Raw genomic sequence first — 25,263 nt, forward strand, 5'->3', positions numbered from 1 at the left:
ACTACTCTGGAGACGCCCACATGACACGTTGCCGGTCCAGTCTGCGCGCCCTTCTGGCAAGCTCTCTCTTCATCCTCACCCCTATGGCGGCCCACGCTGCGGACGCTACACTCAATGTCCTGACATGGTGCGACCATGAAGACCCGGCCCTTCTGGCTCCTTTTGAAAAAGCGCACAATGTGAAGGTACATTTCAAGGATATTGACAGCACCGGCGCCGCTCTTGCCGTCATCGGGCAATCCCAACCCGGCGACTGGGATGTGCTGGTCCTCGATGAGACCGACACACCACGTCTGGCTGCAATGGGGCTGCTCGCCCCGCTTGATCCGACAGCTTTTCCCACGACCGATTTCTTCCCCGGCATCGACAGCCCGAAGCTTAGCAGCTTCAACGGCAAGACTTACGCCGTTCCTGAAAAATTCGGCTACAACACAGTAGCTTACAACAGAACCGCCATTTCTGCCGCCGCGATGAGCGATATTCAGGCGCCATGGAAAGCCGAATACAAGGACCGCATCGCCATCTACGACTACTACGTACCAATCGTTGCCTATACCGCGCTGGCGCTGGGCAAGAATCCTGCCACGTTAAGCGATGCCGATCTGCCGGCAATCCGCACAAAGCTTTCAGAACTGCGTCATAATGCCGCCCTTGTCGGGGATGTCACCACCACACAGCAAGCCCTCGCCACCGGACAGGTCGATATTCTCGTGGGCGGTGGCGAATGGGTGACGGCCGGCATGGCCAAGGACCGCCCCAACCTGACTTATCTCATCCCCACGCAGGGAGGCGTGCGCTGGCAACAGGGGCTGGCGGTGTTTGCCGGTTCACAGAAGAAAGATCTCGCGGTCGCGTTCGCTCAGTACATTCTCACGCCGGAAGCACAGGGCAAGCTGGCCACTTCAAGTTGCTACTGGGGCATGCCCGCCAACAGCAAGGCCGTGCTGAAAGATGAGGATAAGAAACTTCTCCAGTGGGATATGCAGCCTTCCTATATCGCCCGCACGGCTACCTACCTCCAGATGACCCCGGCCTTCGACAAGACGCTGCAGAAGCTCTGGACGGAAGTCATGCAGAATGAGTGAGGTGACTGTACGAAAGGTCTCTGAAGGGATGAAGGGATTTCTCTTCACCCTGCCCGCATTGGCGTGGCTTGCGACATTCTTCGCGACCCCGCTTCTGGCGATGATCGTCATCAGCCTTCGCGATAGCGCGACCGGGCAGATCGGGCTTGGCAACTTCACACGCATATTCATGGAGAAATCCTATGAATCCGCTCTGCTGAACTCGGTGGTCCTGACAGCAACCGTCACTGTCGCGAGCCTGCTTCTGGCCTATCCTCTGGCCTACTCCATCGTGACGGTTCTGTCGCGACGCATGCAGCGTGTGGCATTGACGTTTGCCGTCCTGCCATTCTGGACCTCCTACGTCGTGCGCTCCTATGCGTGGCTGCTTGTGCTGGCACCGACAGGGTTTCTCAACCGACTGCTCCTTGCTCTCGGTCTGATCCACACACCCCTGCGTCTCGCGTACACTCCTACAGCCACGGAAATCGGTTTCGTCCATTTCTTCATCATGCTCGATACTCTCACGATCTATGCGTCTCTCGTGCAGATCAACCCACGCCTCGCCCTCGCCGCTCGCGATCTTGGCGCCTCTTCGTTGCGCACCTTCCTCACCGTGACGCTGCCCCTGAGCGTGCCCGGTATCGCTGTGGGAGCTTTTCTCACTATCGTCCTATGCCTCGGCGATTACGTGACCCCCCAGATTCTTGGCGGCATGCGGGCCATCGTCCTGCCGCAGACGGTGATGATGCAGATCCAAAAGCATCTTGATCTCCCCATGGCGTCTGCCATGTCGCTTGTCCTGACTCTGATCATGGCACTGGCCTATCTCGGGCTAAGGCGTTTTCTGGATGCCGGGGAACGCAGCCGATGAATGTTCTTAGCCTTCGTCGCGCGCTGTCGTGGAAAGGGCTTGGCCTGCTCTACATGCTGGCCTGCTACGGCTTCATTTTCCTGCCCGTCATCGTGCTGGTGCTTTTCTCCTTTCAGGACGGCCGTCTGCCTGTCCCGCCTTTCCACGGCCCGACCCTGTTCTGGTATGGCGAAGTTCTGGCCAACAGCCGCCTGGTCGCGGCCATGGGCAATTCGTTTCTGGTCGGGGTGGGATCGAGCCTGCTCTCGCTGGTGCTGGGCTTTCTGGCCGCCTACGGCCTTGCCCGCTACCGCTTCCGGGGTCGCAGCCTGATCCGTGGCTTTCTGGTGCTGCCCATGGCGGTGTCCTACCTCATTGTTGGAATGGGGCTGCTGGTCATGGCGTCATGGGCGCATATCGCACCGTCGCTGTGGCTGGTTGGGATTTCGCATGTCGTCATCAACATGCCGCTGGCGTTCGCGCTCTGCGCCGCCCAGTTCAGTGAAACGCAGGCCCGGATCGAGATGGCGGCAGGAGATCTTGGGGCTTCGCTTCCACGCATCCTGCTGCAAATCACCGTGCCAATGATGGCCCCGACCCTGATTGCCGCCTTCATTCTGTGCTTCACGCTGTCGTGGGATGAATTTCTCAGCGCGTTCCTGCTCAGCCGCTTCGAAATCACCTTGCCTGTGGCCATATGGGGCATGTTGCGTGGTGGCCTGAATCCACAGACGAACGCCATCGGCTCTCTCGTCTTCTTCGGTGTGGTCGCCCTCGCGCTGATGGCCGAGACGCTCCTATTCAGAAAAAAGAAGAACTCCGCATGACGGTTACGCCCACTCCTCCGGCTCCCACCCATCTCTGTATTGAGAAGATCGTCAAGCGTTATCCCGGACAGGTGGCGCTCGATCACGTCTCTCTCTCGGTGGAACGAGGATGCTATGTCGTGCTGCTCGGCCCGTCGGGCAGCGGCAAGACGACATTGCTCTCGATCATCGGCGGCTTCACCATGCCCGATAGCGGAGCGATCCGTATCGGTGGTGAAGACGTGACAGCACTTCCTCCTTCACGTCGCCCCACCACGACGGTCTTTCAGGACTATGCACTGTTCCCCCACATGACAGTCGCCGCCAATGTCGGCTTCGGGCTGAAAATGAAGCCCATGTCCCCACAGGAACGAAAGCAGCGGGTACAGGACATGCTGCGTCTCGTGGGACTGGAACAGCAGAAAGACCGTGCGATCCAGGCGCTCTCAGGTGGACAGCGGCAACGTGTCGCGCTGGCACGTGCATTAGCGGTCGATCCGGAAATCCTCTTGCTTGATGAACCGCTCGGAGCTCTTGATCTGGCCTTGCGACGGCAGGTGCAGGAAGAATTGCGACGACTGCAACGTCAGATGAACCGCACCTTCATTCACGTGACCCACGATCAGGAAGAAGCCATGGCGCTGGCCGATCTTGTCGTGGTCATGAGCCACGGTCGCATCGAGGATGTAGGCACTCCACGACGTGTCTATCTACGACCAGCCTCACGTTTCACAGCCACTTTTATGGGCGAGAGTACCCAGATCACTGGGCGCGTGACCCACCGTGCGGGAGATGTCCTGACACTGGAGACCGCATTTGGGATGCTTGAGGGAATTGCCGCTCCCAATCCAGGTGCTGTTGGCGACATGCCGAGCCGTTCGACGGTCCTGCAAAAGGATGACGAAGCCGTCGCGATCATCAGGCCGGAAAACTTCACATTCAGTCCAGATAATAAACAATCTCTGCCCACAGCCACAGTGATGGAAACGATTTTTCAGGGCAATTATGTCCGTATACTCGCGCTTACCGATGCGGGGCAGGAACTCGTATTGTGCCTGCCGCCCCAGCAAGCTCCCACAGTTGGCACACGCATCGTGCCCTGTTGCTCCGTGGATGATGTTGTCATCGTTCCTGCATAAACCATGAAAGATCAGAACATGCAGGGCAAACGTTTCATCGCGCCACAGGACTGGTACGAAACTGTTCCTCAATCTCATGGCATCACACTGATTCACGAGCCGTGGATCAAACCGTTTTACCGTTGCAACATGTGGTTCGTTCAGGGGCGAGATCGGGATCTGCTTTTCGACAGCGGTCTGGGTGCGGTTTCTCTGCGCAAGTACGTCGCACTTCTACGGGAGCGCCCTATCCTGTGCGTTGCAAGCCATACCCATTTTGACCACATCGGCAGTCATCATGAGTTCTGTGACTGTGGCGTCCATGTACTCGAAGCTTCGATTTTGGAGCGTCCGTCACCTCACACAACGCTGGCCGATCTTTACGCGAATGACGATATGTTCGACGGTCGGCCCCTTGGTTGGGATCCCGAGCGTTACCGCACACCGGGCGTCATCCCTACGCACATTCTGCAACATGGCGATATTATTGATCTTGGAGACAGGGCTTTCGAGGTCATCCATACACCAGGTCACTCGCCCGGCGGCATTGCTCTATGGGAAAGCGCCACAGGCGTTCTGCTCTCGGGCGATACCATCTACGATGGCCCCCTTCTGGACGACACGTATCATTCCTCGCCAGCCGACTATTGTGTAAGCCTTGAGACGTTGCGCTCTTTGCCCGTTTCCATCGTCCACGGGGGACACTTCCCAAGCTTCGGCCGTGTCCGTTTTGGGCAGTTGATAACGGACTACTGTGAAGGACGACGAAAGCCCGGCTGTCCTACTGAGGGGCTATGAAAACGAATTTCTGAAAGAAGAAATCCGGGCACATTATCGTTCTGAAAAGCGATGATCTGAAAACTTGCCAAGGGTGAAGCATACGCTCGCCATAGGTGGCCCCATCTGCGGCCAGCGCATCAGCAAGATCGCCCCAAATGACTGGCATACGCAGCTTTGCTCCCGTTTGCACTTGCCCTCATCATACCCTGTGTAGAGGCCACTCCAGTGTTGAGCGCAAAATCCGGCTCTCAAGCCTGACTGAAATCGATAATTTTTGCGCCCCACACAACGATCATGACAACCATCAGGAAGAAAATCCGCCGCCACCGACGGCTGCAATCGGTGAGATCATGCCTCCCATTTCCTGATGCCAGTGCGGCAATGACGCCCGCACAAGTGCCTCAACGCGATCCGGTGTCTGGGGGCGGCCGAAATAAAAACCCTGCCCTTCCTCACAGCGATGGGCGGCCAGCCATCGCGCCTGCTCGGGACGCTCTATTCCTTCAGCCGTCATCCGTATGCCCAGATTGCGGCACAGCATGATCATCGAACGTAGAATCGTCTGATCGGTCTCGCTGCTTTCCAGTCGATCCATGAAGGATTTGTCGAACTTGATACGATCAATCACCAGACGACTCAGATACCCCAACGAAGCATATCCCGTTCCAAAATCATCCACCGCAATCGCCGTACCCAGTTCCCGCAAAGCCTTGAACTGCCGGTTGACGATATCGGCATTGTGGATCAGCACAGATTCCGTCAACTCCAGTTCCAGTTGCGCGGGCTGCGCCCCTGTTGTCGTGATCGCCTCCGTCAGCATGTGCTGCATGTCCACACGGTGGAACAGAACCCCCGATAGATTCACAGCCATACGAAGCGTCAAGCCCTCTTTCGACCAGCGAACAAGCTGCCCACAGGCTTCATGCAGAACCCACTCCGTGATCGGCACGATAAGGCCTGTTTCCTCCGCGACCGGCAAGAAATGTCCGGGCGCCATAAGATTGCCATCGGGCCGCCGCCATCGCAGAAGCGCCTCCACACCCGTAATCTGCCCAGAACGCAGATCAACCTGCGGCTGATAGTGCAAAACCAGTTCATCATTGCGCACGGCGTCATGCAGATCGAGTTCGATTCGCCTGATGACGGCCTCGGCTTTTTCCATCTCGGGCTCAAAGAGACGATATCCGTTTCCACCCCGCTGCTTGGCCCGGTACATTGCCAGATCTGCCCGTTTGAGCAGCGCATCAAACGTCTCTTCTCCACCGGCATGGATCACAACCCCCATGCTGATGGTGGTGCTGATGACATTACCCGTTTTCAGATCGTCCTCGTCCTCGGCAATGCTAAAAGGCTGTTTGAAAAGCTGTAGGATAGCCTCTGCTTTCCGATGCGCGTCCGCATCCAGACACGCCCCATCCAGTTTGTGTATTATAGCGAATTCATCTCCACCCAGACGACCGATCACCTCGGCGTCGGGCAGTCTGTCCGCCAGCCGGGTCGTGACACTTTTCAGAAGACGATCACCCACGCGGTGCCCAAGCGTATCGTTGATCCCCTTGAATCGATCAAGATCGATAAGGAAAAGACCAAATACGTCTCCTTCCTCCTGCGTAAGAAGCTTTTCCATTTCCTGCGCAATGAGAAAACGGTTCGGAGCACCTGTCAGAGGATCATGATAGGCCAGGAAAAGGAGTTTTCGTTCGGCCTCTTTAAGCTCGGTAATATCAAGCGCCGTCATCAGCGTCAGCGGCTTGTCCCGTCCACCACCGTGAAGGGGCGTGCGCGTGGTCAGAAACACACGTTCCTGCCCCTCCCTGTTCTGCACCACCTTTTCACGCTGACGCCGAAAAGGGCCGCTTTCCATAAGCGCGCGGCCCATGCCGCTCGCCTGAGTGCCCACAAGCTGCCCCGGCGTAGTTCCGAGAGCCTGCGCCATGCAGCGATTGGCAAATACGTAGCGCCCCGTTTCGTCCGTGGCGCCAATCATGGCCGGAACCGTGTCGATCACCTCGAGAAGACGATGATGCGTATCGCGCAGAAGGGTCTCGCGCGCCTTGTGGCTGTCAGCCAGTTCACGCTCAAGCACACGTGCACGCTGACGCGCCTGGCGACGGAACGAACCGAGTTGCAGCAGATTGCGCACCCGTGTGACGAATTCGGTGTGATCGACGGGACTGAGCAGAAAATCCGTCGCTCCGCTCTCCAAAGCTTTCAGGCGGCATTTCCGCTCATCGTGAGCGGTAACCACGATAATGGGCACATCATGCCCCCACCCACACTCCCGCACCTTCCCGATGAAGGTGGCGCCGTCCATCTCCGGCATCTTGAAATCGGTAATGAGCAGATCGGGATAATGTTCGTTGTCAAATCGCGTGAGCGCATCCGTGGGCCGGGCAAAGGTTTCAACCTCAACAGCAGAGGAAACGCTACGGGCCAACTGTTCGAAGGCCGTTCGCTTCGATGCCTGATCATCTACAATCGCGATCAGTTTCATCTAGCCCTCGCCCTCGATCCCGAATGCGGAACAGAACATTAATCCTTCCGCGTCGATACCATCCTCTTCCTCACTTAAGACACAAGTAGGTAAAAGAATGTTAAGAGCCGATAACAAACTGGCACATCGGCAAAGTCACATCATTTCGGACGACCGCCAATCCCTTTCGCCACTTTCGCTGGATTGGATCTGCTGGCGCTTCAGGGGGTCAGAGCAAAACGCGGCGGACGCTTGCGACGACCTTCAACGGTCCGAGCCGGTGCCGACTTCTTCACGACCGCTTTTCTTGCAGGCGGCTCCCATCCAAACACACTGCGGCCACCATAGGCGTGCGAAGCACTCCGCTCAGATTCCATATGCTGCTCCAGCGATGGACCCGATACCCACCGCTCCAGCGTGCGGGCCTGCACGTCCAGTCTGCGTATGGCCTCCAAGCGATCCTCACTGCCCAGCTTCGCCTGCTCGACCGCACCCTTGAGCATGGCGATCGTCTGGTCATACACCGCTGTCGGCACAGGAAATGGCTCCCGGTCCTTACCCCCATGCGCCATCGCGAAACGGGCAGGATCGGCAAAACGGCAGGGCGTGCCATGCACGACCTCCGCCACCATGGCGAGCGCTTCCACAGTGCGCCCACCCACACCGGGCACCAGAAGCAGATCCTGAAAATCTGCCGGTCCTCGATCCGCTGCCGCCGCCAATGCACCGTGCAGCCTGCGGATCATCACATCGCCCGAACGTACATCATGATGTTCGGGCATGACCAGATGCGGCAGCATCCCCTGCTGCGGCTGATGATCGCAGCCGCGCAACCGCGCAACCTCCCGGGCGATCCGGTCCGGTCCCAGATCGTGCAACAGTTCGAGTTGTGCGCTGCGCGCCCCTTCGGCCCGTCGGTCCGCCAGATTGACGATATTGCCCCGCGGCTTGCCGTCGATCGCACTGTGTGGGTCCGAGACAAAACTGCCCAGCCCTTCCGACTGCCAATGATACCGCCGGGCATACCGGCTTTCACCGTTCATGCCCTGCTGAATGACCACCCAGGCGCCATCGTCCGCGACAACGAAACTGTGCAGATAAAGATCGAAGCCATCCTGCACCGCCGCGCTGTCCACCTTGGCCACCAAGCGGCTGGCCTGCCCTAGTGCTGCGCCATCCAATCCGGTCTGTTCCGCCACCGCCAGCAATTCATCGGGCGTACGCCGCGAGTGACGTCCTCGGCCGCCGCAAACATGCAGTCCCAGTTCCCCTGCCAGCGGCTCCAGCCCACGCTTGAGCGCCCCCATGACGCTGGTGGTAATGCCAGAGGAATGCCAGTCCATGCCCATCACGGCGCCAAAGGACTGGAACCAGAACGGATGCGCCAGACGCCGGAGAAACTCCTCACGTCCATAATGATGCACAATGGCCTGTGTGATGACGGCGCCGAGTGTGCTCATCCGCTGAGCCAGCCATATTGGCACACGACCGCCATGCAGGGGCAGATCGGCACTTCCAGCCCGACGTGTCATAACCCGACCTCCCGGTTTGCGTGAACGGATGCGTCCCTTATCCCGCTATGCGGCTTTTACCCTTTGTTTCACAGCACGCGAAAGGCACGCTATAGGGAAAGTCCTCACAGGCGTTGCGCCGCTGTCTCCTACGCGACGTCCCATATACACCTTTGTCGTCAGTGAGTTGGATACTGACATGGTTCACAGGAACGCAACGTGAAGATAGCAATTGCCCTGTTCGTAAAAAACGAAGCTCAGGACATCGCGGGCTGGATCGCCTGGCATCTGGCGCTGGGCGCGGATCGCCTCTTCATCTACGACGATCATTCCACGGACGGAACCTGGGAAATCCTTCAGGCCGCAGCGTCTCTCTACGATATCGAACTGGCCCGCACCCATCCCGAGAAGACCCCCGATTTTTACTGGCGGCAGGCCGATTGCTACAAGGACGCATGCCGCAAAGCTACCGGTCATTATGACTGGATCGGATGCCTCGATGGAGACGAATATGTCTCTCTCGAACGCGATGAAAATCTCGGCGCCTTCTTTTCAAAATTCGCGGATTACAATGGTGTCGGCCTGAGTTGGCGTATTTATGGCTCCGGCACCCGTGTGCTCAAGAGCCGCCGCCCCGCCTATGAAGCCTATACTTTTCACTGCACCCCTGACATGGGGGATTGCGAACTGGGCAAGGCTTTTATCCGTCCTGAAGACTATACTTATGAATACGAGACGCCTCATCGTCTGTTTCTGAAAAATGAACGCTATGCGGACGCCTTGGGTCGACCGCTCGTATGGCGTGGCTCTATCCACGATACTCTCTGGGAAGGAGCCTGCATCAATCACTACATCCTGCGTTCCATGGAAAACTATGTCGATCGTATCCGACGGCGCATCAATTCCGACCTCTCCGACTCAACCGATTACTGGAATTACTTCAACCGTAACGACATATATGCTCCCGAGCGCAAGGAATTCATTGAGCGCGCCGGCGCAATTATTGCGACCATTCGCATAGCCTGCGCCAATCACTATCTCCAGCGACTGACGCATCACGGATTTGCCACACCCACGACCAGCAACGCCGCTCGTCTCTACCGCATCCAGACGCACGCACAGATCCCGTTGGTTCTGGATCATCCCGAAGGTCATGTGACGCAATCTTCCGATGCCGATACGGATGCAACCCAAACACTGACAGGCGCTGTTTACGCTGAAGATTCGCAGCATATCTATCTGTTCGTGGAGCAGTATGGGCACATTTCGCCCACGCCATTCCGTCTCCGCCATGATGGTCGATTCCGCTGTTCGCTGGACTATCTCCTCGTGCCATCAAGCACCAAGAACCGCTGGCATCTACGCCGGGAAGATGGCGGGAAATACATCGCCTTTCCACCACCGGAAGCCGGTAATGTCGTGGACGCGAATCGCGACACCGCAGCGGAATGGGAAGAGTGTTCCTTGATCGAGAAATCGGTCGAAACTCCTCTTCTTTTGGCCTCCCCTCATAATGTAAAAAACCGGCACGAATTTTTCGAGTTTCTGCGCCAGAACGCAGGACGCCTCACTTACGATGATTTTGTCCTGGCTCTCGCAGCGTTGCCTGACGGCTGTCGCAACGATGTAAGCCGCTCAAGCGAAGGGCGGATCATCAGTTGGATCTGATACCCGCTTCCTGATTGACGGTCGGGAACATTACTCCGAACAGCAAAGACCCCGCCTGGCAGAACCGGGCGGGGTCTTTCGTAATGGCCTTATGGAAAGAGGGACAAAACGCCCCTCTTCCTTCGTCCATTCCTATATCAGTTGGAACCCTTCGTGGGACACCCGGAAACAGCCTGCTGCTTGACCGTTTCAGGCAGCGGCACGTAGTCGAGCTTCTGAGCCGTGGCATCGCCGGTGCGGAACGCGTTGGCAAAGAACGTGCACACCGCAGCGCCGCGTGCTGGATCCTTCGGGTTGATCGGCACAAGAACGAATGTCGCAGACATGATCGGCCATGCGTTCTTGCCAGCAGGCGCCAGCAGATCCACCGCGAAGTTCGGTGCGTGCTCCCAATCGGCTCCAGCCGCCGCTGCGGCAAAGCTCGCGGTTTCCGGCGTCACGAACTCACCATCCTTGTCCTGCAACTGCACGGTCGGGATAGAATTGCGACGCGCATAGGCATATTCGACGTAACCGATACCGCCTTCGGTGGCGCGCACGGAAGCGCCCACACCGTCATTGCCACGCGCGCCCGCGCCACCCGGCCACTGAACGGAGGTCGCGGCTCCCACCTGATCTTTCCATGCGGAGGAGACCTTGGAAAGATAGGACGTGAACACGAAGCTCGTGCCCGACCCGTCCGCACGGTGAACCGGCGCAATCGCCAGATCCGGCAACGTCACGCCCGGGTTGAGGGCCACGATCTTCGGATCGTTCCACGTTGAAATCGTGCCGAGATAGATGCTCGCCAGCGTCTCACCATCCAGCTTCAGCGTATTGGACGCAACACCCGGAATGTTGACGATGGGCACAATGCCACCCACCACCGTCGGGAACTGGTAAAGTGACGACGAGGTCAGCTTGGCAGGCGCCATCGGAGCGTCAGAAGCGCCGAAGTCCACCGTACGGGCCGACACGAGGTTCTGGCCTGCGCTCGACCCGACGCTCTGGTAGTTCAGGGAAATTCCAACGGCTTTCTTCGCCTCGTCCCCCCAGGCCTGATAGATCGGCGCGGCAAAGCTCGACCCCGCGCCCGTGATCTCGGCGGCGTGAGCACCATGCATCACGAGCGGCGCGGCCGTCAGCAGCAGGGCGGCGAGAAAGCGGTTTCCGGTCAGCATTCTGATTCTCCGACAACACAAAGGCATGCGGAACCGCATACGCGGCCCGCATCGCCCGCCTGTCCTAACGCACATGTCCTGTGTGGGAAAATGATGTCTTCATGACAGAGGCTGTCTCAGGCAACCGGCAGCCAGACCTGACAGCACGTCCCTTTCCCCACGATGCTGTCGATCTCGAAACTGCCACCATGGCGGTCCACGATGTGTCGCACGATGGCCAGCCCCAGCCCGTACCCCGCGCCACCGGTGCGCCCACGTCCTTCCACCCTGTAGAACCGTTCCGTGAGACGCGGCAGGTGAGCGGTATCGATTCCCGCGCCATCGTCCTCCACTACGAAGACCACTCCCGCACGCCCATGCTGCGTCTGCGCCTCGATCCGGACACGAATACGAAGCGGGCGTGCCTCCACCTTTGCATATTTCAAGGCGTTCTCAACAAGATTGACCAGAACACGGATGATCTGCTCCTCGTCTCCCGCCACACTGAGTGGCTCGTACGCCGTATCCAGAACGACACCCTTCGCCGTACAGGCAGCCGCCGTCTCTTCACACACGCGCTCGATCACGGACGCCGCTTCGATCCGTCCGCGTGGTTTGCGATGCTCGAGCATCTCCACCCGTGAGAGTTCCAGAAGCTGCTCGATCAGTCTCTGCATGCGCGCGGCCTGATCGGCCATGATCCCCAGAAATTGCTGCTGCGCCTGTGGATCATCTGCCGCCGGACCACGCAGGGTTTCAATGAACCCGCTCAGAGCCGCCAGCGGCGTGCGAAGTTCATGGCTGGCATAGGCCACGAAATCGGCCCGCATCCGCTCCACCGCGTCCATCTCGGAATGATCGCTCAAGATGGCCAGAACACGCGCAGGCCCCGTCGTCAGAGCATCGGGAAGCAGCCGGACCGCCACGCGCACGACGCGCCGGACCGGCACCTCGATCACCAGCGAACCGCTGGCCTGCAACGTCACCCCATCCAGTTTTTTCAAGGCTGCGAACATGCCGGGCGAGCGGACAATCGTGCCCAGAGCCTCGCCGAAGGTTGCCTTCGCTTCGATATTGGCAAAACGCAACGCGCCATGCCCATCCAGCAGCACGGCGGCGTCCGGCAGCAGGTCCAGCAGCACTTCCATCGATACGACAGGCGCACGCCGCTCTTCACGGCGGATACGCGCTTTTCGGGCCGTCACACGGCGGCATCCGAACGACCAGCCGAACAGACTGCCTGTCAGCCACCCGGTGGCCACACAGGCCGTGAGAAGCATTGTGCTCATCGCGTGCGGAGGCTTTCGCTCCGCTCTTTTACCGACACGTCCACCTCTGAAAAGAAGGACAGCGCAGCCATGTCACGCGTCTTCGTTGTCCAGCGCATAGCCCGCAGATCGGACAGTGCGGATGAAATCCTTGTCGCCGGCGCCATTGATCTCTTTGCGAAGCCTACGAATGTGAACGTCCACCGTGCGAACTTCCACGTGAATGTTCTCACCCCAGATGGACCGCAAAATCTCCTCGCGCGAGAACACGCGCCCTGGACGGCGGAGGAAAAACTCCAGCAGACGAAACTCGGTGGGGCCAAGCTGAAGCGTGCGGTCCCCCCGCGTCACACGATGCTTCACCAGATCGAGCGAGATGTCCTCAAACCGCAGCACATCCTCAACGGTCGAACCGCCCGCACGACGCAACAGCGCACGAATACGCGCCTCGAGCGACGCCATGCTGACCGGCTTGACCAGATAATCGTCCGCGCCCGTCTCCAGTCCACGAATGGAATCCGCCTCTTCCGAGCGCGCTGTCATCATGATGACAGGGATGTCTCCCCCACCCGGCATGGCTCGCAGGCGACGACATATATCAAGACCGCTCAGACCGCCCGGCAGCATCCAGTCCAGCAGAACCAATGCAGGACGATAAGACCCGAGCAAATCGATCGCCGTCGCCCCATCGGCGGCGACTTCGACCTGAAAGCCCATTTTCTCAAGATTGTAGCGCAGCATGACCTGCAGCGAAGGATCGTCCTCCACCACCAGCACACGCAGTCCGCTTCCGACCAGACTTCCCGACATAAGCTCTCTCAGGACTGGAGGGAGGCCATGTTTCCACGTCCCCCACGCGGACGAACGGATGGCAGCATCTCGCCCGTCACGGCATAATAGACACGCTCGGCGATATTGGTGGTGTGATCGCCGATCCGCTCCAGATTCTTCGCAACAAACATCAGGTGGATGCAGGTGCCGATGTTGCGGGGATCTTCCATCATGTACGTCATCAGTTCACGGAACATCGCCGTGTAGAGTTCGTCCACGGCCGCGTCCGCCTGCCACACAGCCACCGAGGCATCCCGATCTTCGTTGGCCAGCGCATCGATGGCGCGACGCAGATTGTCCTGCACCAGACGCCCCATGCTGCGCAGACCCACGAGCGACGGACCGCCTTCCATGTCCAGCTTCATGGCCCGACGAGCGATAGAAGAAGCGTAATCCCCGATGCGCTCCAGATCGCCCGTGATCTTGAGAGCCGCAACGATCGTGCGCAGATCGACCGCCATGGGCGAACGCAGCGCAAGGATACGGATCGCCAGAGCTTCCGCCTCGCGCTCCAGTTCATCCACTTCAGGATCAAGCTCGGGCGGCTCGATGGCGGCTTCGTCGTCGCCATCCACAATGGCCTTGACGGCCTGAGCTGTCTGGCGCTCGACCAGTCCGCCCATCTGCCTCATGAGGCTGCGCAGATGTTCGAGTTCCTGCTCGTAGCTCTTTACGGTATGCGTCGCCTCGGTCATCGCCCCACTCCCCTCAGCCGAACCGGCCGGTGATGTAATCCTGCGTCCGCGTTTCCTTCGGCGCGGTGAACATCCGGTCGGTGCTGTCCATTTCCACCAGTTCACCTAGATAGAAGAACGCCACCTGATCCGCGCAGCGTGCCGCCTGCTGCATATTGTGCGTTACAATTGCAATCGTGAACTCTTTCTTGAGTTCGTCCAGAAGTTCCTCGATACGCGCCGTGGAAACGGGATCGAGAGCACTCGTCGGCTCATCGAGCAGAACGACTTCGGGGCGCGTGGCGATGGTGCGGGCAATGCACAGACGCTGCTGCTGACCACCCGAGAGCGCCGTGGCGGATGCCTTCAGGCGATCCTTCACTTCCCCCCACAGTGCCACGCGCCGCAGCACATCCTCCACGCGCGCGTCCATCTCCGAACGTGAGAGCTTTTCGTGCAGCTTCACGCCAAACGCGATGTTGTCATAGATCGACATCGGAAAAGGGGTGGGCTTCTGGAACACCATGCCAACGCGCGCGCGCAGACGGTTGATATCCACCCCTGAGCCGATCACGTTGCGACCGGCAAAAAGCACTTCGCCCGTGGCCCGCTGACCGGGGTAAAGATCATACATCCGGTTGAGAACGCGCAGCAGCGTGGACTTCCCACAGCCCGACGGACCGATCATGCCCGTCACCTTGCGGCGCTGGAAATCCATCGTGATATTGCGCAGCGCCTTGTTGTCGCCGTAGTAGAAATCGAGATTGCGCACGGCAATCGCGGGCTTTTCCGCCACTTTCGTCTCCTGACTTGCCTGCCCGATCATGCGCCTTACGCTCCCTTGCGGCCGAAACCGATCCGCACCAGAATATTGATGAACAGCACGCCCAGCGTCACCAGAAGCGCACCCGTCCAGGCCAGTTGCACCCAGTCCTCGAAAGCCGAGCCGGCGTACTGGTAAATCGTCACCGGCAGGCTGGCCATCGGCCGTGTGAGGCTGACGGACCAGTCCAGATTACCCAGCGATGTGAACAGCAGCGGCGCCGTCTCACCCGCCACGCGGGCCACCGCGAGCAGAATACCGGTCAGAACGCCTGTTTTCGCGGCCCGCAGACAGATGAACACGATCACCCGCCATTTCGAAGCGCCAAGACCAATCCCCGCTTCACGTAGGGAAATCGGCACGAGCCGGAGCATATCCTCCGTCGTGCGCACCACAATCGGCAGCGCGAGGATGGCCAAAGCCAGCGACCCTGCGAAGCCGGAAAACTGCCCGCTGGGTACCACCACGAGCTGATAGATGAACAGGCCGATGAGAATGGAGGGCGCGGACAGCAGCATGTCAGAGACAAAGCGCGTGGTGCTGGCCAGCCAGCCGCGCCCATAATCCGAGAGATAGATGCCGCACAACATGCCCACCGGCGCGCCAATCAGGATGGCCATCGCTGTCTGGATCAGACTGCCCACGATGGCATTGGCCAGACCGCCTTCCTGTCCGGGAGACGCCGTGGAATGTGTGAATGTGATGAGTGAGAGACCACCCACTCCGCGCACGACCAGCGTGAATAGGATGGAACCCAGCGCTATCAGCGCGACCGATGTGGCCAGAAGACTGAGAACCGTGGCCAGCCGATCCATGAGGCGCCGCCGCATGGCCAGCGTGCCGTTGACCTTCCAGCCGTCATCGCGAATGGAACCATTTCCCTCGCTCATCGGCCATCTCCCTTCTTCGACATCCCCAGCAACACGCGGGAGGCCGCGAGTGCTAGAAACGAGAGCACCATCAGAATCGCGCCAAGAGCCATCAGAGAGGACAGCTTCAGGCTGCCCGCCGGACTCTCGGGAAACTCAAGGGCGATCAGCGAGGCAATGGTGTTGCCGGGCGCAAACAGCGACCAGCCGATGCGGTTGGAATTACCGATGACGAACGTCACCGCCATCGTCTCGCCCATCGCGCGGCCCATACCCAGCACAACACTGCCCACCACGGCCGAACGCGACCACGGCAGGATGACATTGCGCATCACTTCCCAGCGCGTAGCCCCAAGGCCGAAGCCGCTCTCCTTGAGCACGGGCGGAATGGAGGCGAACACATCGCACATCACCGCCGTGATGAAGGGCATCACCATCACGGCGAGGATCAGGCCACCCGTCAGCAGACCGGTGCCGAACGGCGCCCCCTGCACCAGCGCGCCGATTCCCGGCACATGGCCGAACCAGTGCCGCGCCGTGGGCTGCACGTAATGCGCCATCAGGGGCACGATCACGAAAAAGCCCCACATACCGAAAATAATGGAAGGCACTGCCGCCAGAAGCTGCACCGCCATGCCCACGCCAGCCGCAACCCGTGCTGGCGCCATCTGCGTAAGCCAGAATGAAGCGCCAAAAGCCAAGGGCACCGCCAGAATCAGTCCGATCAGACTGGTGACGATCGTGCCGAACACCGGAGCCAACGCCCCGAAATGCTGGGTGACCGGATTCCAGACGGACGTGAAAAGGAACGCCGGCCCAAACGCCGTCATCGCCTTCATTCCCCCCACGACCATGACCAGAATGATCGCGCCGAGGAGCAGAAGAACGCCGATTCCCGCTGCCGTCACCAACCAGCGGAACACGATATCCGTATCGAACCGACGGCCATCGCCGGCTTCGGGTCCATGCTCGTCGCCGATTACCCTCGCCGCCGGGGACACCGTCTGCGATGTTGTCTCCATGAAAGGCGCTCCGCTTGCTGACGCGAAGGGACCATTACTTAAGGGCAAACCCGGCGGCAACCACGCGCCCCCTCCGAGGCCGTGACATTTTTATTTCATCGCGTGCGTTCCACCCATACACGGGGCGGTCCACGCGGTGTATGCACGCCTTTCCATGACCCATATTCCTCTCCTGCGGCCCCATGCGTGGCTCCCGCCGCAGGCTGCGTTGCGTGCGTATGCCGCAGCGCCCTGGATGGCTTTTCTTGACAGTGGAGGCGCGGCCGATGCGCCCCGCGCCCGGTGGTCCTTTCTCTGCCCGCGCCCCCGTGAGACCTTGGTGTGGCGAGGAAAACAGCTCTGGCGCAACGGCACACCCGTCACTGGCTCGGCATGGGAGCATCTGCGCGACATGCGTCTAGCCCTTCCTCTGCCCCCGAAAGGACCACCTCCCTTTCGCGGCGGTCTCATCGGACTGGCCTCCTACGGGGCGGGACTGACGCTGGAGAACGTAACCTCCCGCCATCACAGCACGACGCCCGACCTCATTGCTTTTTCCTGTGCCGATCTGCTGGCCTTCGACCGACAGGAGCAGCGCTGTTTCGCCATCGGCGATCTACCCGCCACCACTTCACTGCCGTCGCCCGCTGCCTTTTCGCCCCTGACATTCTCACCCGACATGGGCCGCGCAGATTGGCTCGTCCGCGTGCAGGATGTGATCGACTTGATCGGTGCGGGAGATATTTTTCAGGCCAACCTGACCATGCGCTGGCATGCGCACGCACCAAGCTCCTTCGATGAACATGCGGCCTATGAGGCTCTCCGCACGGCGTCCCCCGCGCCCTTCGGGGCTTGGTTCCGCACGCCAGAGGTTTCGCTGCTCAGCGCTTCCGTGGAACGCTTTCTTTCCCTCTCCACAGACGGAATCGTGGAGACACGGCCCATCAAGGGCACATCCCCTCTCGGTGCAGATGACACGGAAACACGGCATCTGGCGGCGGCTCTGGCGGCGGACACCAAGGAGAACGCCGAAAATCTGATGATTACGGACCTGATGCGCAACGACATCGGCCGTGTGTGCGAGATCGGCTCCATTTCCGTTCCACAGCTCTGCAAAGTGGAACGCTTTGCGCATCTCCATCATCTCGTATCCTGCGTGCAGGGCCGGTTGCGCGCCGGCCTGACAGCCGAAGACCTGCTGCGCGCCACTCTGCCACCCGGATCGGTGACCGGCGCGCCCAAGCATCGTGCCATGGAGATCATCGATGCGGTGGAAACATCTGCACGGGGTGCCTATTGCGGCACCCTGTTCCGCATCGGGCGGGACGGTGACATGGACAGTTCCGTGGTAATCCGCAGCATGGAACGCACCGGCGACAGACTGGCCATCGGCGCGGGAGGCGGCATCACATGGCCTTCCGACCCCGCACGGGAATATGACGAAATGCTGCTCAAGGCCGCCCCTCTTCTGAAGGTTTTTGCTCAATGACGGATATGGTCTGGCTCAACGGACACCTCTTTCCCGCCGGTCAGGCCCGCATCGATCCGACCGACCGAGGGTTTCTGCTGGGAGATGGCCTGTTCGAGACCATGCGGCTGGTGGGGGGCGAGGTGCCACAACTGGAGCGCCATCTGGCCCGACTGGAGAGCGGCTGCGGCGTGCTCCAGCTTCCTCCCCCATCCCGCGAGACCATTCGGCAGGCAATCCATGCGCTACAGGCAGTATGCCACATAACCGCTGGTTCCATGCGCCTGACCGTCACACGCGGCTGCGGTCCACGCGGCCTGCTGCCTCCCAATCCTCCCGCTCCAACCGTGCTGCTGACCTGCGCACCCCATAGTGGCGACGTAACCGCTCCGCTGCGACTGGGCATCAGCCGCTTCACCCGCGACGGAAGCGCACCCCTCTCAAGCGTGAAATCGCTGGATTATCTGCCTGCTGTCCTCGCACGCATGGAAGCCGTGGCGGCCGGGTTCGATGACGCGCTGTTGCCCGGCATCGGCGATGTGATCGCGGAAGCCAGCGCCGCCACCATCGTGCTGCTGCTGGATGGCGAACTGGTGACGCCATTGGTGGAAGACGGCGCCCTTCCCGGCATCTCCCGCGCACGTCTGCTGGAAGCGGGGCTGTGCGGTGAGCGGACGATCCCGCTGGCCCGTCTGGATGAGGTGGAAGCCGCGTGGCTCACGACCGCACTGTCCGTGCAGGCTGTCGCCGCCATCGGTGAGCATGAACTGAGACTGGACGCCGCCCGTGAGGGCGCGCTGCGCAGCTTTCTGTTCGGATAAACCGCGAAGGGCGGCTGTCAGTCCGCCTGCCCCGGAGCCAGATGCTGCACGCGTACGGCCCGACCGCCTGCGTCATAGTAGATCACGCTGTCACCGCGCCGCTGGGCATATCCATCCGGACGACCGTCCTTAGTCCAGAACATCAGACGATCGATATCGGGCTGCTCCACCACCTTGTCGCCCACAGGACGCTGGATGTAGCTGTAATCCTTGCGCACCCGCATGGCGTTGAAATGCTTTGAAAGCGCCTGCATGTCCGGAGCGGCTTTCTTGTCATCCTCCCCGCCGCCGGGAAGACTCTGCGCCAGAACCGGCGTTGCCATCATACCCGCCAGCAGAGCCACTCCACCCACACGCCACAGCATTCCGCGCATCGTTGTCCGTCCCTCTTGTGCTGGCCTGTTGCCTCTCCGGCTTGTCCCAGCTTTCCCGCCCTGCCGCAAGGCACGCGGACGCAGGGAACCCACGCCCGATCCGCACACCGGACAGAACATAGGCCACCGCCCCGAGAAGCGCGATCCAGAACGAAACCGGCGCGTCCGTCCACCATGAGAGCACCAGCCCGCCCCATGCCTCGGCCAAGGCAAACACCGCCGATCCTACGAGTCCGGCAAGCGGCGAAAGCCCCAGACGGTGCGCTACGGCACCCGGCCCTACCATTAAGGCAAAGACCAACAACACACCCGTGATCTGCGCGCATTCCGCCGTGGCGGCCCCAACAAGCATCAGGAACAGCATGGACAACAGCCGCAGCTTCACGCCCCGCGCTTCCGCCAGTTCCGGCTGAAGCGACGCAAACAGCAGCGGGCGCGACATCACCGCCAGCATCGCTACACCGCCCACAGCAAAGACGCCCAGCGAGACGAGCATGGAGGGACTCACCCCCAGCACGTTGCCGAACAGCAGGGCATTAGCCACCGAGGCCGAGCGGGTCATCAGATGCAGGAACAGCACCCCGAACCCCAGTGCCAGCGAGAGCACCAGCCCGATCGCCACATCCCGCTGAGCACTCGCCCGCCCCTCGATCGCGCCCATCGCGCCGCCCGCGACCACCGCCGCGCCGAACAGCCCCAGCAACGGCGAGAACCCGGCCAGCACAGCGCCCGCCGCTCCTGCGAACGCGATGTGAGAAAGCGCATGCCCCGCGAAAGCCTGCCCGCGCAGCACCAGAAACCAGCCCACAGGTCCGGCCAGCAGCGCCACGAAGACGGACGCCGCAAACGCGGTCCGCATGAACTCGTATTCCAGCATCCTACAGACCGTCCGCCGCCACCAGAATCCGCCCCGAAGGGGAGCGGCACACCTCCACCGGCGCACCATAGAGCGCGCTCAGGCTCGCGCTCGTCACCACCTCGTCCACCGGGCCGAGGCGGGCGTGACCGCGTGCGACATAAAGCACGGAGTCCATGACGCCGGTAAGAGCGTTGAGGTCATGCGCGGAACAGATCACCGTCATGCCTCGTGCGCGGGCAATCGCTCCGATGCGCTCGGCCACATCGCGCATCCGCACGGGATCGAGACTGGCCAGAGGTTCATCGAGAAGCAGCAGGCGCGGATTGCCGATCAGTGCCTGCGCGATCAGCAGCCTCTGTCGCTCCCCGCCCGAAAGCTCCCCAAGTCTGCGCGCCGCAAAGACGGTGGCGTCCACAGCCTCCAGTGCCTCATCAATGGCGGCGCGATCGGAGGCCCGTAACCACGGGAGCCCCCAACGATCACCCCTGATACCGGAGCCGAGCAGGTCATAGCCCGTCAGGCTGGCGCCAGCGGGCGTGCGGACCTGCGGCATATAGCCGACATGACACGCCACCTGCGCGGGCGGCTGCCCCATAACGGTGATGTGCCCTTGCGTGGGCGGCAGCAAGCCGAGCAACGCGCGCAGGAATGTGGTCTTGCCGGAGCCATTGGCGCCGAACAGGCCCACGAAACACCCCTGCGGGATGGTCAGGCTGACATCCGCCAGCACCGTCCGACCGTCCCGCTCCAGCGTCACGCCTTCACAGACAATGGCGGGTGTGTCTGTCACCGCGCCTTCGCAACCGGGACAAGCAAAGCTTCGATCTGATCGAGCGTGCGGTTCATCCAGCCAAACCAGTGCAGCCCTTCGGGCAGCGTCTCGGACAGCCCCATGACCGGCACGCCCGCCTTGCGCGCGATCTCGACAAGGCGCGTGGCCGTCGGCGTCGTGGTCTGCTCGTTATAGATCAGCAGGTTCAGGTGCTTGTCCTTCAGATCCCGCTCGAACCGCGCCACGTCCTCAGGCGCCGGCTCGGCCTCGTTCATGACCGCAAGCTGAAACGCCTTTTCATCCGAGATCATACCCAGCGCGTCCGTCAGACGGCCCGGAAGCGGTTCGGTCGCGCCCACATGCAGCCCACCGACTTTCGCCTTGAGCGCCGCAATGCGGGCATCGATCTTTCCAAGTTCCTGCTCGAACGTGGCGAGATAGGCCTTGATCTCCATCGCGTCCTGCGGCTGCGCCTGAGCCAGCACATCCGCCATCCGCTCCACAGTCGCCCGCACCACCGCCGGATCGAACCACAGATGCGGATTGTCTCCGTCCTTCCAGCCCGCCGCCTGCGCTGCCGAGACAACTGGCGGCGTGTGACCGCTGGCCGCCACCAGACGGTCCATCCACGAATCGTAGCCCGCGCCGTTGACGATCACCATGCCCGCGCCCGCAATGGCCCGCGCCACAGACGGCGAGGCCTCGAACATATGCGGGTCGATGTCAGGCGTGTGGATGATGCTGGTCACGCTCACATGCGGACCGCCGACACTGGCGGCGATATCGCCCCACACGCTCTCCGCCGCCACAACGGGAAGCGGCTGCGAGGCGGCCTGCGCGGCAACTGGCAGGGCAAGCGCCCCGAGAAAAGCAAGAACGGTCCGGCGCGAAAGGAACATGGCGTCACTCTTTTCGATGATATGTTATATTGTATCGTCAAATGGACGCGATGCAACAGGCAGGTATGGGCACGCCGCCCACCTTGGCCTACGATGCAGCCCGTATGACAGCCGCCACCGACACCCACCGCTTTCCGCCGCGCACGGAACGCCTGCTCGACCGCGCAACGGACTTCTGTTCCCGCGAGAACATGAAGCTGACCAGCCTGCGCCGTCAGGTGCTCGGGTTGATGCTGGAATCGGCGCGGCCCATGGGGGCGTATGATCTGCTGGAGCAGCTTCGCACCCTTCATGACGGCGCCGCCCCGCCGACCGTCTATCGCGCGCTCGACTTTCTTCTGGAGATCGGGCTGATCCACAAGATCGAACGCCTGTCCGCCTTCGTGCCGTGCCTGCACACGCTGGAACACGATCACGGCCTGCACGCGCATGAAGAAGGCGAGGAATGTCTTCATTCCGGTCAGTTCCTGATCTGCCGCGAATGCTCGCAGGTGACGGAACTGGAGGATGCCGGGATTCTCGCGGCCATTGTCGCGGCCTCACGCAAGGCCGGATTTCGCATGACACATTCCACCATCGAGATTGAAGGCGTGTGCGCCCGCTGCGCCGGTGCGGCACCCACCCGCGCCTGATGGGCCGCCTTCGGTCCAAGCGGGAGCAACTGCCGCTCCCCTTTCCGGAACAACCGCCCACACCTGCGCGCCCGCGGGTGCAGAAGCCTGTTACGGCTGAAACCACGCCGCCCGCTGAGCCGGACCTGTTCAGCGCACCGCCGCCACGCACGATCAGCCGCCCGGTCGGCTTTCCGCTCTCTCCCGTTTCACTGCACCAGTTCCGCCAGACCGCGACACCCGCAACCGTGGACACATGGCTCTATTACGGCGTGACGGACCCGAGCCTGACAGATCGATTGCTGGAAGATGGGCTACTGCCGGATCGCGCGGACCCGCCATTGCTACGCGAGGCCGGAGCGGCGCTGCGATGGCTGGCGGATCTGGATGAGGAACTGCTCGCGGAAGGACGCGTGGTGCTGTTCAGGCTGCGGCGGAAGTTGGTGCGAGATGTGATGGAGCTGGACCCGGATGGGTCCAGTGAGCCGGGGGGACGAGGGTACTTTTTGGTTGGGGTGTGAGGGCTGGTTTCGCCCTCATGTCGGTCATCTGGGTCTTTGAACAGCTCTTCTCCGCTATTCGGATTCGATCCCTTCACGAGCTTAAGGAGCAGCCCTCGAAGGAGAAAACCCGACTGGTGAGGTGGAGAAGCCGATCCAGCCGGCAAGGCGCGCACACCGTGCGGTCCTGAGTAAGGACCACACGCTTACCGCAGAGCCTCTTTTGGGAAAGAGACGTCATCCGGACGCGCCAGAAACTGCAGCGTAGGGGCTTAATACTGATGCTTCTCCGCCACGATGAATCCATCACTGCTCATATAGTCTCGCCATCTTTATCAATAACGGCTTTTTCATCTTGCTCACTATCAGCCGACTTGACCGCTTTTACACCTACAGAAGCTGGTTTTTTGATCCAGGAGAATGCTGCTTGATAACCCAGAGCTGTAAGTTCGCGGATAGCTTGACGGAGTGTCACTAAGCTGAAGAAAGGGAGCTTAGGCTCATTGCCGGTGCCGATAACAGCGTAGACAATGGTATAATTCCGTGATTGAAAACTACCTCCATCACCTGGAATGATATCTACGAAATCTGTTTGCCCGGTTTCAGTTTGGACTTCGTTAATCTTGCCCCTGATCAAGTCGCGAGCTGCTCCATCAACTATCAGGACTCGGCTTGAAACTATTCCTTGATTGAACAAATGACTGAGGCGTGAAGAGGACGTCTTATCCTTGACATGAATGATACGGGATTTCTTGTCGAGGAAATCACAAGCTTCCATGGTTGTGACCCAGCCAGTGGGCTTGATAAGTCTTCGATCAAGACAGAGGAGATCAACTTCACTAGCTTTCAGGCGTGAGTTATATTTCTCCTCGTTCTCATCAGGCAAAGCATCTGGCAGTTCTTCTTTCTTTAAATTATCGAAGAACTTAACGAGTTGCGTCGCGAAGTCATGAGCTACTTGATACCACCGCCCTCCGGAGAGAACATATGTGTGCCCGTCAACCTCCGCTTCAAGGACAAGGCATTCATTAATTTTCCAGCTTTTCCCACAGTCATTTCCGTATTCGTCCACCTCATGCACAGAGTGCTTTTTTAGATCATCAGCATCGAAGCTCGTCACCTCTTGATCATATAAGGCATTCAGATAACCGCTGAGGTCAAGGTCGGAAAATATAAGCTTACTGCGGAATCCCTTGTAACGAATACTTGCCCCTTTTTCCGGGTCGTAAATGATAGGGAAAGCCAGATGTAGTCCATCCGGATCAGCTCCACCAATCACGGCTTCAAGTTTGAGAGCTGCGACTTTATCCAGTTTCTTGATCAGATCAGCTTGGCGCACGTGTTTGATCTGGTCGACCCAATTGAAATGTTGCTTGTAGTCATCCTTGGCATACATGGTGAGAGCGTCGTCGCATGCTTTGGGAAGATCCGTCACCTTCAATCGCCGATCCATGGACAATGCATCGCTACCCGCCACACGCGTTGCGAAATCCTTCTCTTTAGGGGTGCCTGCCAACCCGCGAATAATGTCGCGTTCGACGTCGATCGCAAAGGCAGACTGGTCGGAGCCGCGACTCGTCTGGCTCCGTCGAGATAGGGTGTTCTCATCCGGCGTCCTGACATCAGCACTCTTCAGCTGCGCTTCGTCTACAGAATTTAGGACGACACGGAGACCGAAGTCTTGTTCGAACTTTGCCGGGTCAAGTTTCACATGGCCCATGCCGAACGATACAGCAAACCAACGGCCAGAGGTGTTCAAAAACACCAGACCGTAGGCGGTGTTATTCCACACCTTCTTCTTTTCATCGTCGGATAGATTTAGAAAACCTGCCCATTTCGGCGGGGTACCACCCATAGTATCCAAAGCAATCTTTGCCCCTTCTATCCTCTGCCAGTCCCTGAGATCGACTCCCTCGCGAAGGGCATCGTCAGGCTCGATGCCGTCCTTCAGCAGGCGGATAGAAAGCTTCTGAATATTCTCGGTCATGAAAATTCTCTCTCAGTAATCTCTAATTTCACTCACCAAACGCCCGTCAGCAAAGTTCTTCCGCTAATTCTTGAAGCCTAGAACCGACGATTGG

At 60.0% G+C, this 25,263-nt stretch carries 23 protein-coding genes and 1 pseudogene; 10 read left to right on the plus strand and 14 right to left on the minus strand.

The genetic code is table 11. From position 1 onward, the window contains the following. Positions 1 to 20: 20 nt before the first annotated feature. From KUA11_RS06305 to KUA11_RS06325, 5 genes are read left to right on the plus strand one after another with little or no spacing between them, the layout of a single operon-like run. Positions 21 to 1,085 (plus strand): polyamine ABC transporter substrate-binding protein, encoded by a 1,065-nt coding sequence (locus tag KUA11_RS06305; RefSeq protein ID WP_217409527.1) that lies wholly within the window; start codon positions 21 to 23, stop codon positions 1,083 to 1,085. Next, positions 1,078 to 1,938 carry an ABC transporter permease gene (locus KUA11_RS06310; protein WP_217409528.1) on the plus strand — a complete coding sequence of 287 codons (861 nt, stop codon included), beginning with the start codon at positions 1,078 to 1,080 and terminating at the stop codon, positions 1,936 to 1,938. Before KUA11_RS06305 ends, KUA11_RS06310 begins: the two co-directional genes overlap by 8 nt. Beyond that, positions 1,935 to 2,744 (plus strand): ABC transporter permease, encoded by an 810-nt coding sequence (locus KUA11_RS06315; RefSeq protein WP_217409529.1) that lies wholly within the window; start codon positions 1,935 to 1,937, stop codon positions 2,742 to 2,744. Before KUA11_RS06310 ends, KUA11_RS06315 begins: the two co-directional genes overlap by 4 nt. After that, positions 2,741 to 3,862: an ABC transporter ATP-binding protein gene (locus tag KUA11_RS06320; RefSeq protein WP_217409530.1), complete on the plus strand. Its 1,122-nt coding sequence runs from the start codon at positions 2,741 to 2,743 to the stop codon at positions 3,860 to 3,862. Before KUA11_RS06315 ends, KUA11_RS06320 begins: the two co-directional genes overlap by 4 nt. Before the next feature lie 18 nt (positions 3,863 to 3,880). After that, a complete protein-coding gene (locus KUA11_RS06325; protein ID WP_217409531.1) occupies positions 3,881 to 4,639 on the plus strand; it encodes an MBL fold metallo-hydrolase in 759 nt (252 codons plus the stop codon). A gap of 286 nt (positions 4,640 to 4,925) precedes the next feature. On the opposite strand, the gene KUA11_RS06330 is transcribed toward KUA11_RS06325, so the two are convergent. Both KUA11_RS06330 and KUA11_RS06335 read right to left on the minus strand, forming a co-directional pair. Further along, positions 4,926 to 7,115, minus strand: coding sequence for a GGDEF/EAL domain-containing response regulator (locus KUA11_RS06330; protein ID WP_217409532.1), 2,190 nt, complete (start codon positions 7,113 to 7,115; stop codon positions 4,926 to 4,928). 200 nt (positions 7,116 to 7,315) lie between these two features. Continuing rightward, positions 7,316 to 8,626 carry a DUF763 domain-containing protein gene (locus tag KUA11_RS06335; protein WP_217409533.1) on the minus strand — a complete coding sequence of 437 codons (1,311 nt, stop codon included), beginning with the start codon at positions 8,624 to 8,626 and terminating at the stop codon, positions 7,316 to 7,318. 198 nt (positions 8,627 to 8,824) lie between these two features. Here KUA11_RS06335 and KUA11_RS06340 point away from each other — a divergent pair, with 198 nt between their 5' ends. Then, on the plus strand, positions 8,825 to 10,273 hold the full coding sequence (locus tag KUA11_RS06340; RefSeq protein WP_217409534.1) for a glycosyltransferase family 2 protein: 1,449 nt from the start codon (positions 8,825 to 8,827) through the stop codon (positions 10,271 to 10,273). A 137-nt stretch (positions 10,274 to 10,410) separates the two neighbouring features. On the opposite strand, the gene pstS is transcribed toward KUA11_RS06340, so the two are convergent. From pstS to pstC, 7 genes are all read right to left on the minus strand, one after another. After that, positions 10,411 to 11,433, minus strand: a complete 1,023-nt coding sequence (gene pstS, locus KUA11_RS06345) for a phosphate ABC transporter substrate-binding protein PstS (RefSeq protein WP_217409535.1) — start codon at positions 11,431 to 11,433, stop codon at positions 10,411 to 10,413. Between the two features lie 116 nt (positions 11,434 to 11,549). Then, positions 11,550 to 12,701 (minus strand): sensor histidine kinase, encoded by a 1,152-nt coding sequence (locus KUA11_RS06350; RefSeq protein WP_217409536.1) that lies wholly within the window; start codon positions 12,699 to 12,701, stop codon positions 11,550 to 11,552. Positions 12,702 to 12,773: 72 nt separating this feature from the next. Continuing rightward, positions 12,774 to 13,490 carry a phosphate regulon transcriptional regulator PhoB gene (gene phoB / locus KUA11_RS06355; protein ID WP_217409537.1) on the minus strand — a complete coding sequence of 239 codons (717 nt, stop codon included), beginning with the start codon at positions 13,488 to 13,490 and terminating at the stop codon, positions 12,774 to 12,776. A gap of 8 nt (positions 13,491 to 13,498) precedes the next feature. Next, positions 13,499 to 14,206 (minus strand): phosphate signaling complex protein PhoU, encoded by a 708-nt coding sequence (phoU, locus tag KUA11_RS06360; RefSeq protein ID WP_166318349.1) that lies wholly within the window; start codon positions 14,204 to 14,206, stop codon positions 13,499 to 13,501. A 13-nt stretch (positions 14,207 to 14,219) separates the two neighbouring features. Then, complete coding sequence (gene pstB / locus KUA11_RS06365) at positions 14,220 to 15,011, minus strand: phosphate ABC transporter ATP-binding protein PstB (protein ID WP_166318346.1); 792 nt, start codon at positions 15,009 to 15,011, stop codon at positions 14,220 to 14,222. Positions 15,012 to 15,016: 5 nt separating this feature from the next. Then, a complete protein-coding gene (gene pstA / locus KUA11_RS06370) occupies positions 15,017 to 15,898 on the minus strand; it encodes a phosphate ABC transporter permease PstA (protein ID WP_217409538.1) in 882 nt (293 codons plus the stop codon). Next, entirely contained in the window at positions 15,895 to 16,899 is a 1,005-nt protein-coding gene (gene pstC / locus KUA11_RS06375; protein WP_217409539.1) for a phosphate ABC transporter permease subunit PstC, read from the minus strand. Before pstC ends, pstA begins: the two co-directional genes overlap by 4 nt. 154 nt (positions 16,900 to 17,053) lie before the next feature. Between pstC and KUA11_RS06380 the strand changes: the two genes are divergently transcribed. Next, a complete protein-coding gene (locus KUA11_RS06380; protein ID WP_217409540.1) occupies positions 17,054 to 18,367 on the plus strand; it encodes an anthranilate synthase component I family protein in 1,314 nt (437 codons plus the stop codon). After that, a complete protein-coding gene (locus KUA11_RS06385) occupies positions 18,364 to 19,167 on the plus strand; it encodes an aminotransferase class IV (protein WP_217409541.1) in 804 nt (267 codons plus the stop codon). The genes KUA11_RS06380 and KUA11_RS06385 overlap by 4 nt, the downstream gene beginning before the upstream one ends. 17 nt (positions 19,168 to 19,184) lie before the next feature. On the opposite strand, the gene KUA11_RS06390 is transcribed toward KUA11_RS06385, so the two are convergent. From KUA11_RS06390 to KUA11_RS06405, 4 genes and pseudogenes are all read right to left on the minus strand, one after another. Then, a complete protein-coding gene (locus KUA11_RS06390; protein WP_217409542.1) occupies positions 19,185 to 19,541 on the minus strand; it encodes a hypothetical protein in 357 nt (118 codons plus the stop codon). 103 nt (positions 19,542 to 19,644) lie between these two features. Then, positions 19,645 to 20,418: pseudogene (locus KUA11_RS06395) on the minus strand (metal ABC transporter permease); the annotation flags it as partial. Position 20,419: 1 nt separating this feature from the next. Then, complete coding sequence (locus tag KUA11_RS06400) at positions 20,420 to 21,190, minus strand: metal ABC transporter ATP-binding protein (protein ID WP_368040948.1); 771 nt, start codon at positions 21,188 to 21,190, stop codon at positions 20,420 to 20,422. Next, the gene (locus tag KUA11_RS06405) at positions 21,187 to 22,071 is read right to left on the minus strand and encodes a metal ABC transporter solute-binding protein, Zn/Mn family (RefSeq protein ID WP_217409544.1); all 885 of its coding nucleotides are present in this window, start codon (positions 22,069 to 22,071) and stop codon (positions 21,187 to 21,189) included. Before KUA11_RS06405 ends, KUA11_RS06400 begins: the two co-directional genes overlap by 4 nt. A gap of 50 nt (positions 22,072 to 22,121) precedes the next feature. On the opposite strand from KUA11_RS06405, the gene KUA11_RS06410 reads away from it, so the two are divergent. Beyond that, positions 22,122 to 22,703 (plus strand): Fur family transcriptional regulator, encoded by a 582-nt coding sequence (locus KUA11_RS06410; RefSeq protein WP_254454734.1) that lies wholly within the window; start codon positions 22,122 to 22,124, stop codon positions 22,701 to 22,703. Continuing rightward, positions 22,664 to 23,203 carry a hypothetical protein gene (locus tag KUA11_RS06415; protein ID WP_217409545.1) on the plus strand — a complete coding sequence of 180 codons (540 nt, stop codon included), beginning with the start codon at positions 22,664 to 22,666 and terminating at the stop codon, positions 23,201 to 23,203. The genes KUA11_RS06410 and KUA11_RS06415 overlap by 40 nt, the downstream gene beginning before the upstream one ends. Positions 23,204 to 23,495: 292 nt before the next feature. Here KUA11_RS06415 and KUA11_RS06420 read toward each other — a convergent pair whose 3' ends face one another. Further along, a complete protein-coding gene (locus KUA11_RS06420) occupies positions 23,496 to 25,169 on the minus strand; it encodes a DUF6119 family protein (protein WP_217409546.1) in 1,674 nt (557 codons plus the stop codon). Positions 25,170 to 25,263 lie beyond the last annotated feature (94 nt).

The organism is Acetobacter estunensis, assembly GCF_019083805.1.
GTDB lineage: Bacteria > Pseudomonadota > Alphaproteobacteria > Acetobacterales > Acetobacteraceae > Acetobacter > Acetobacter estunensis_A.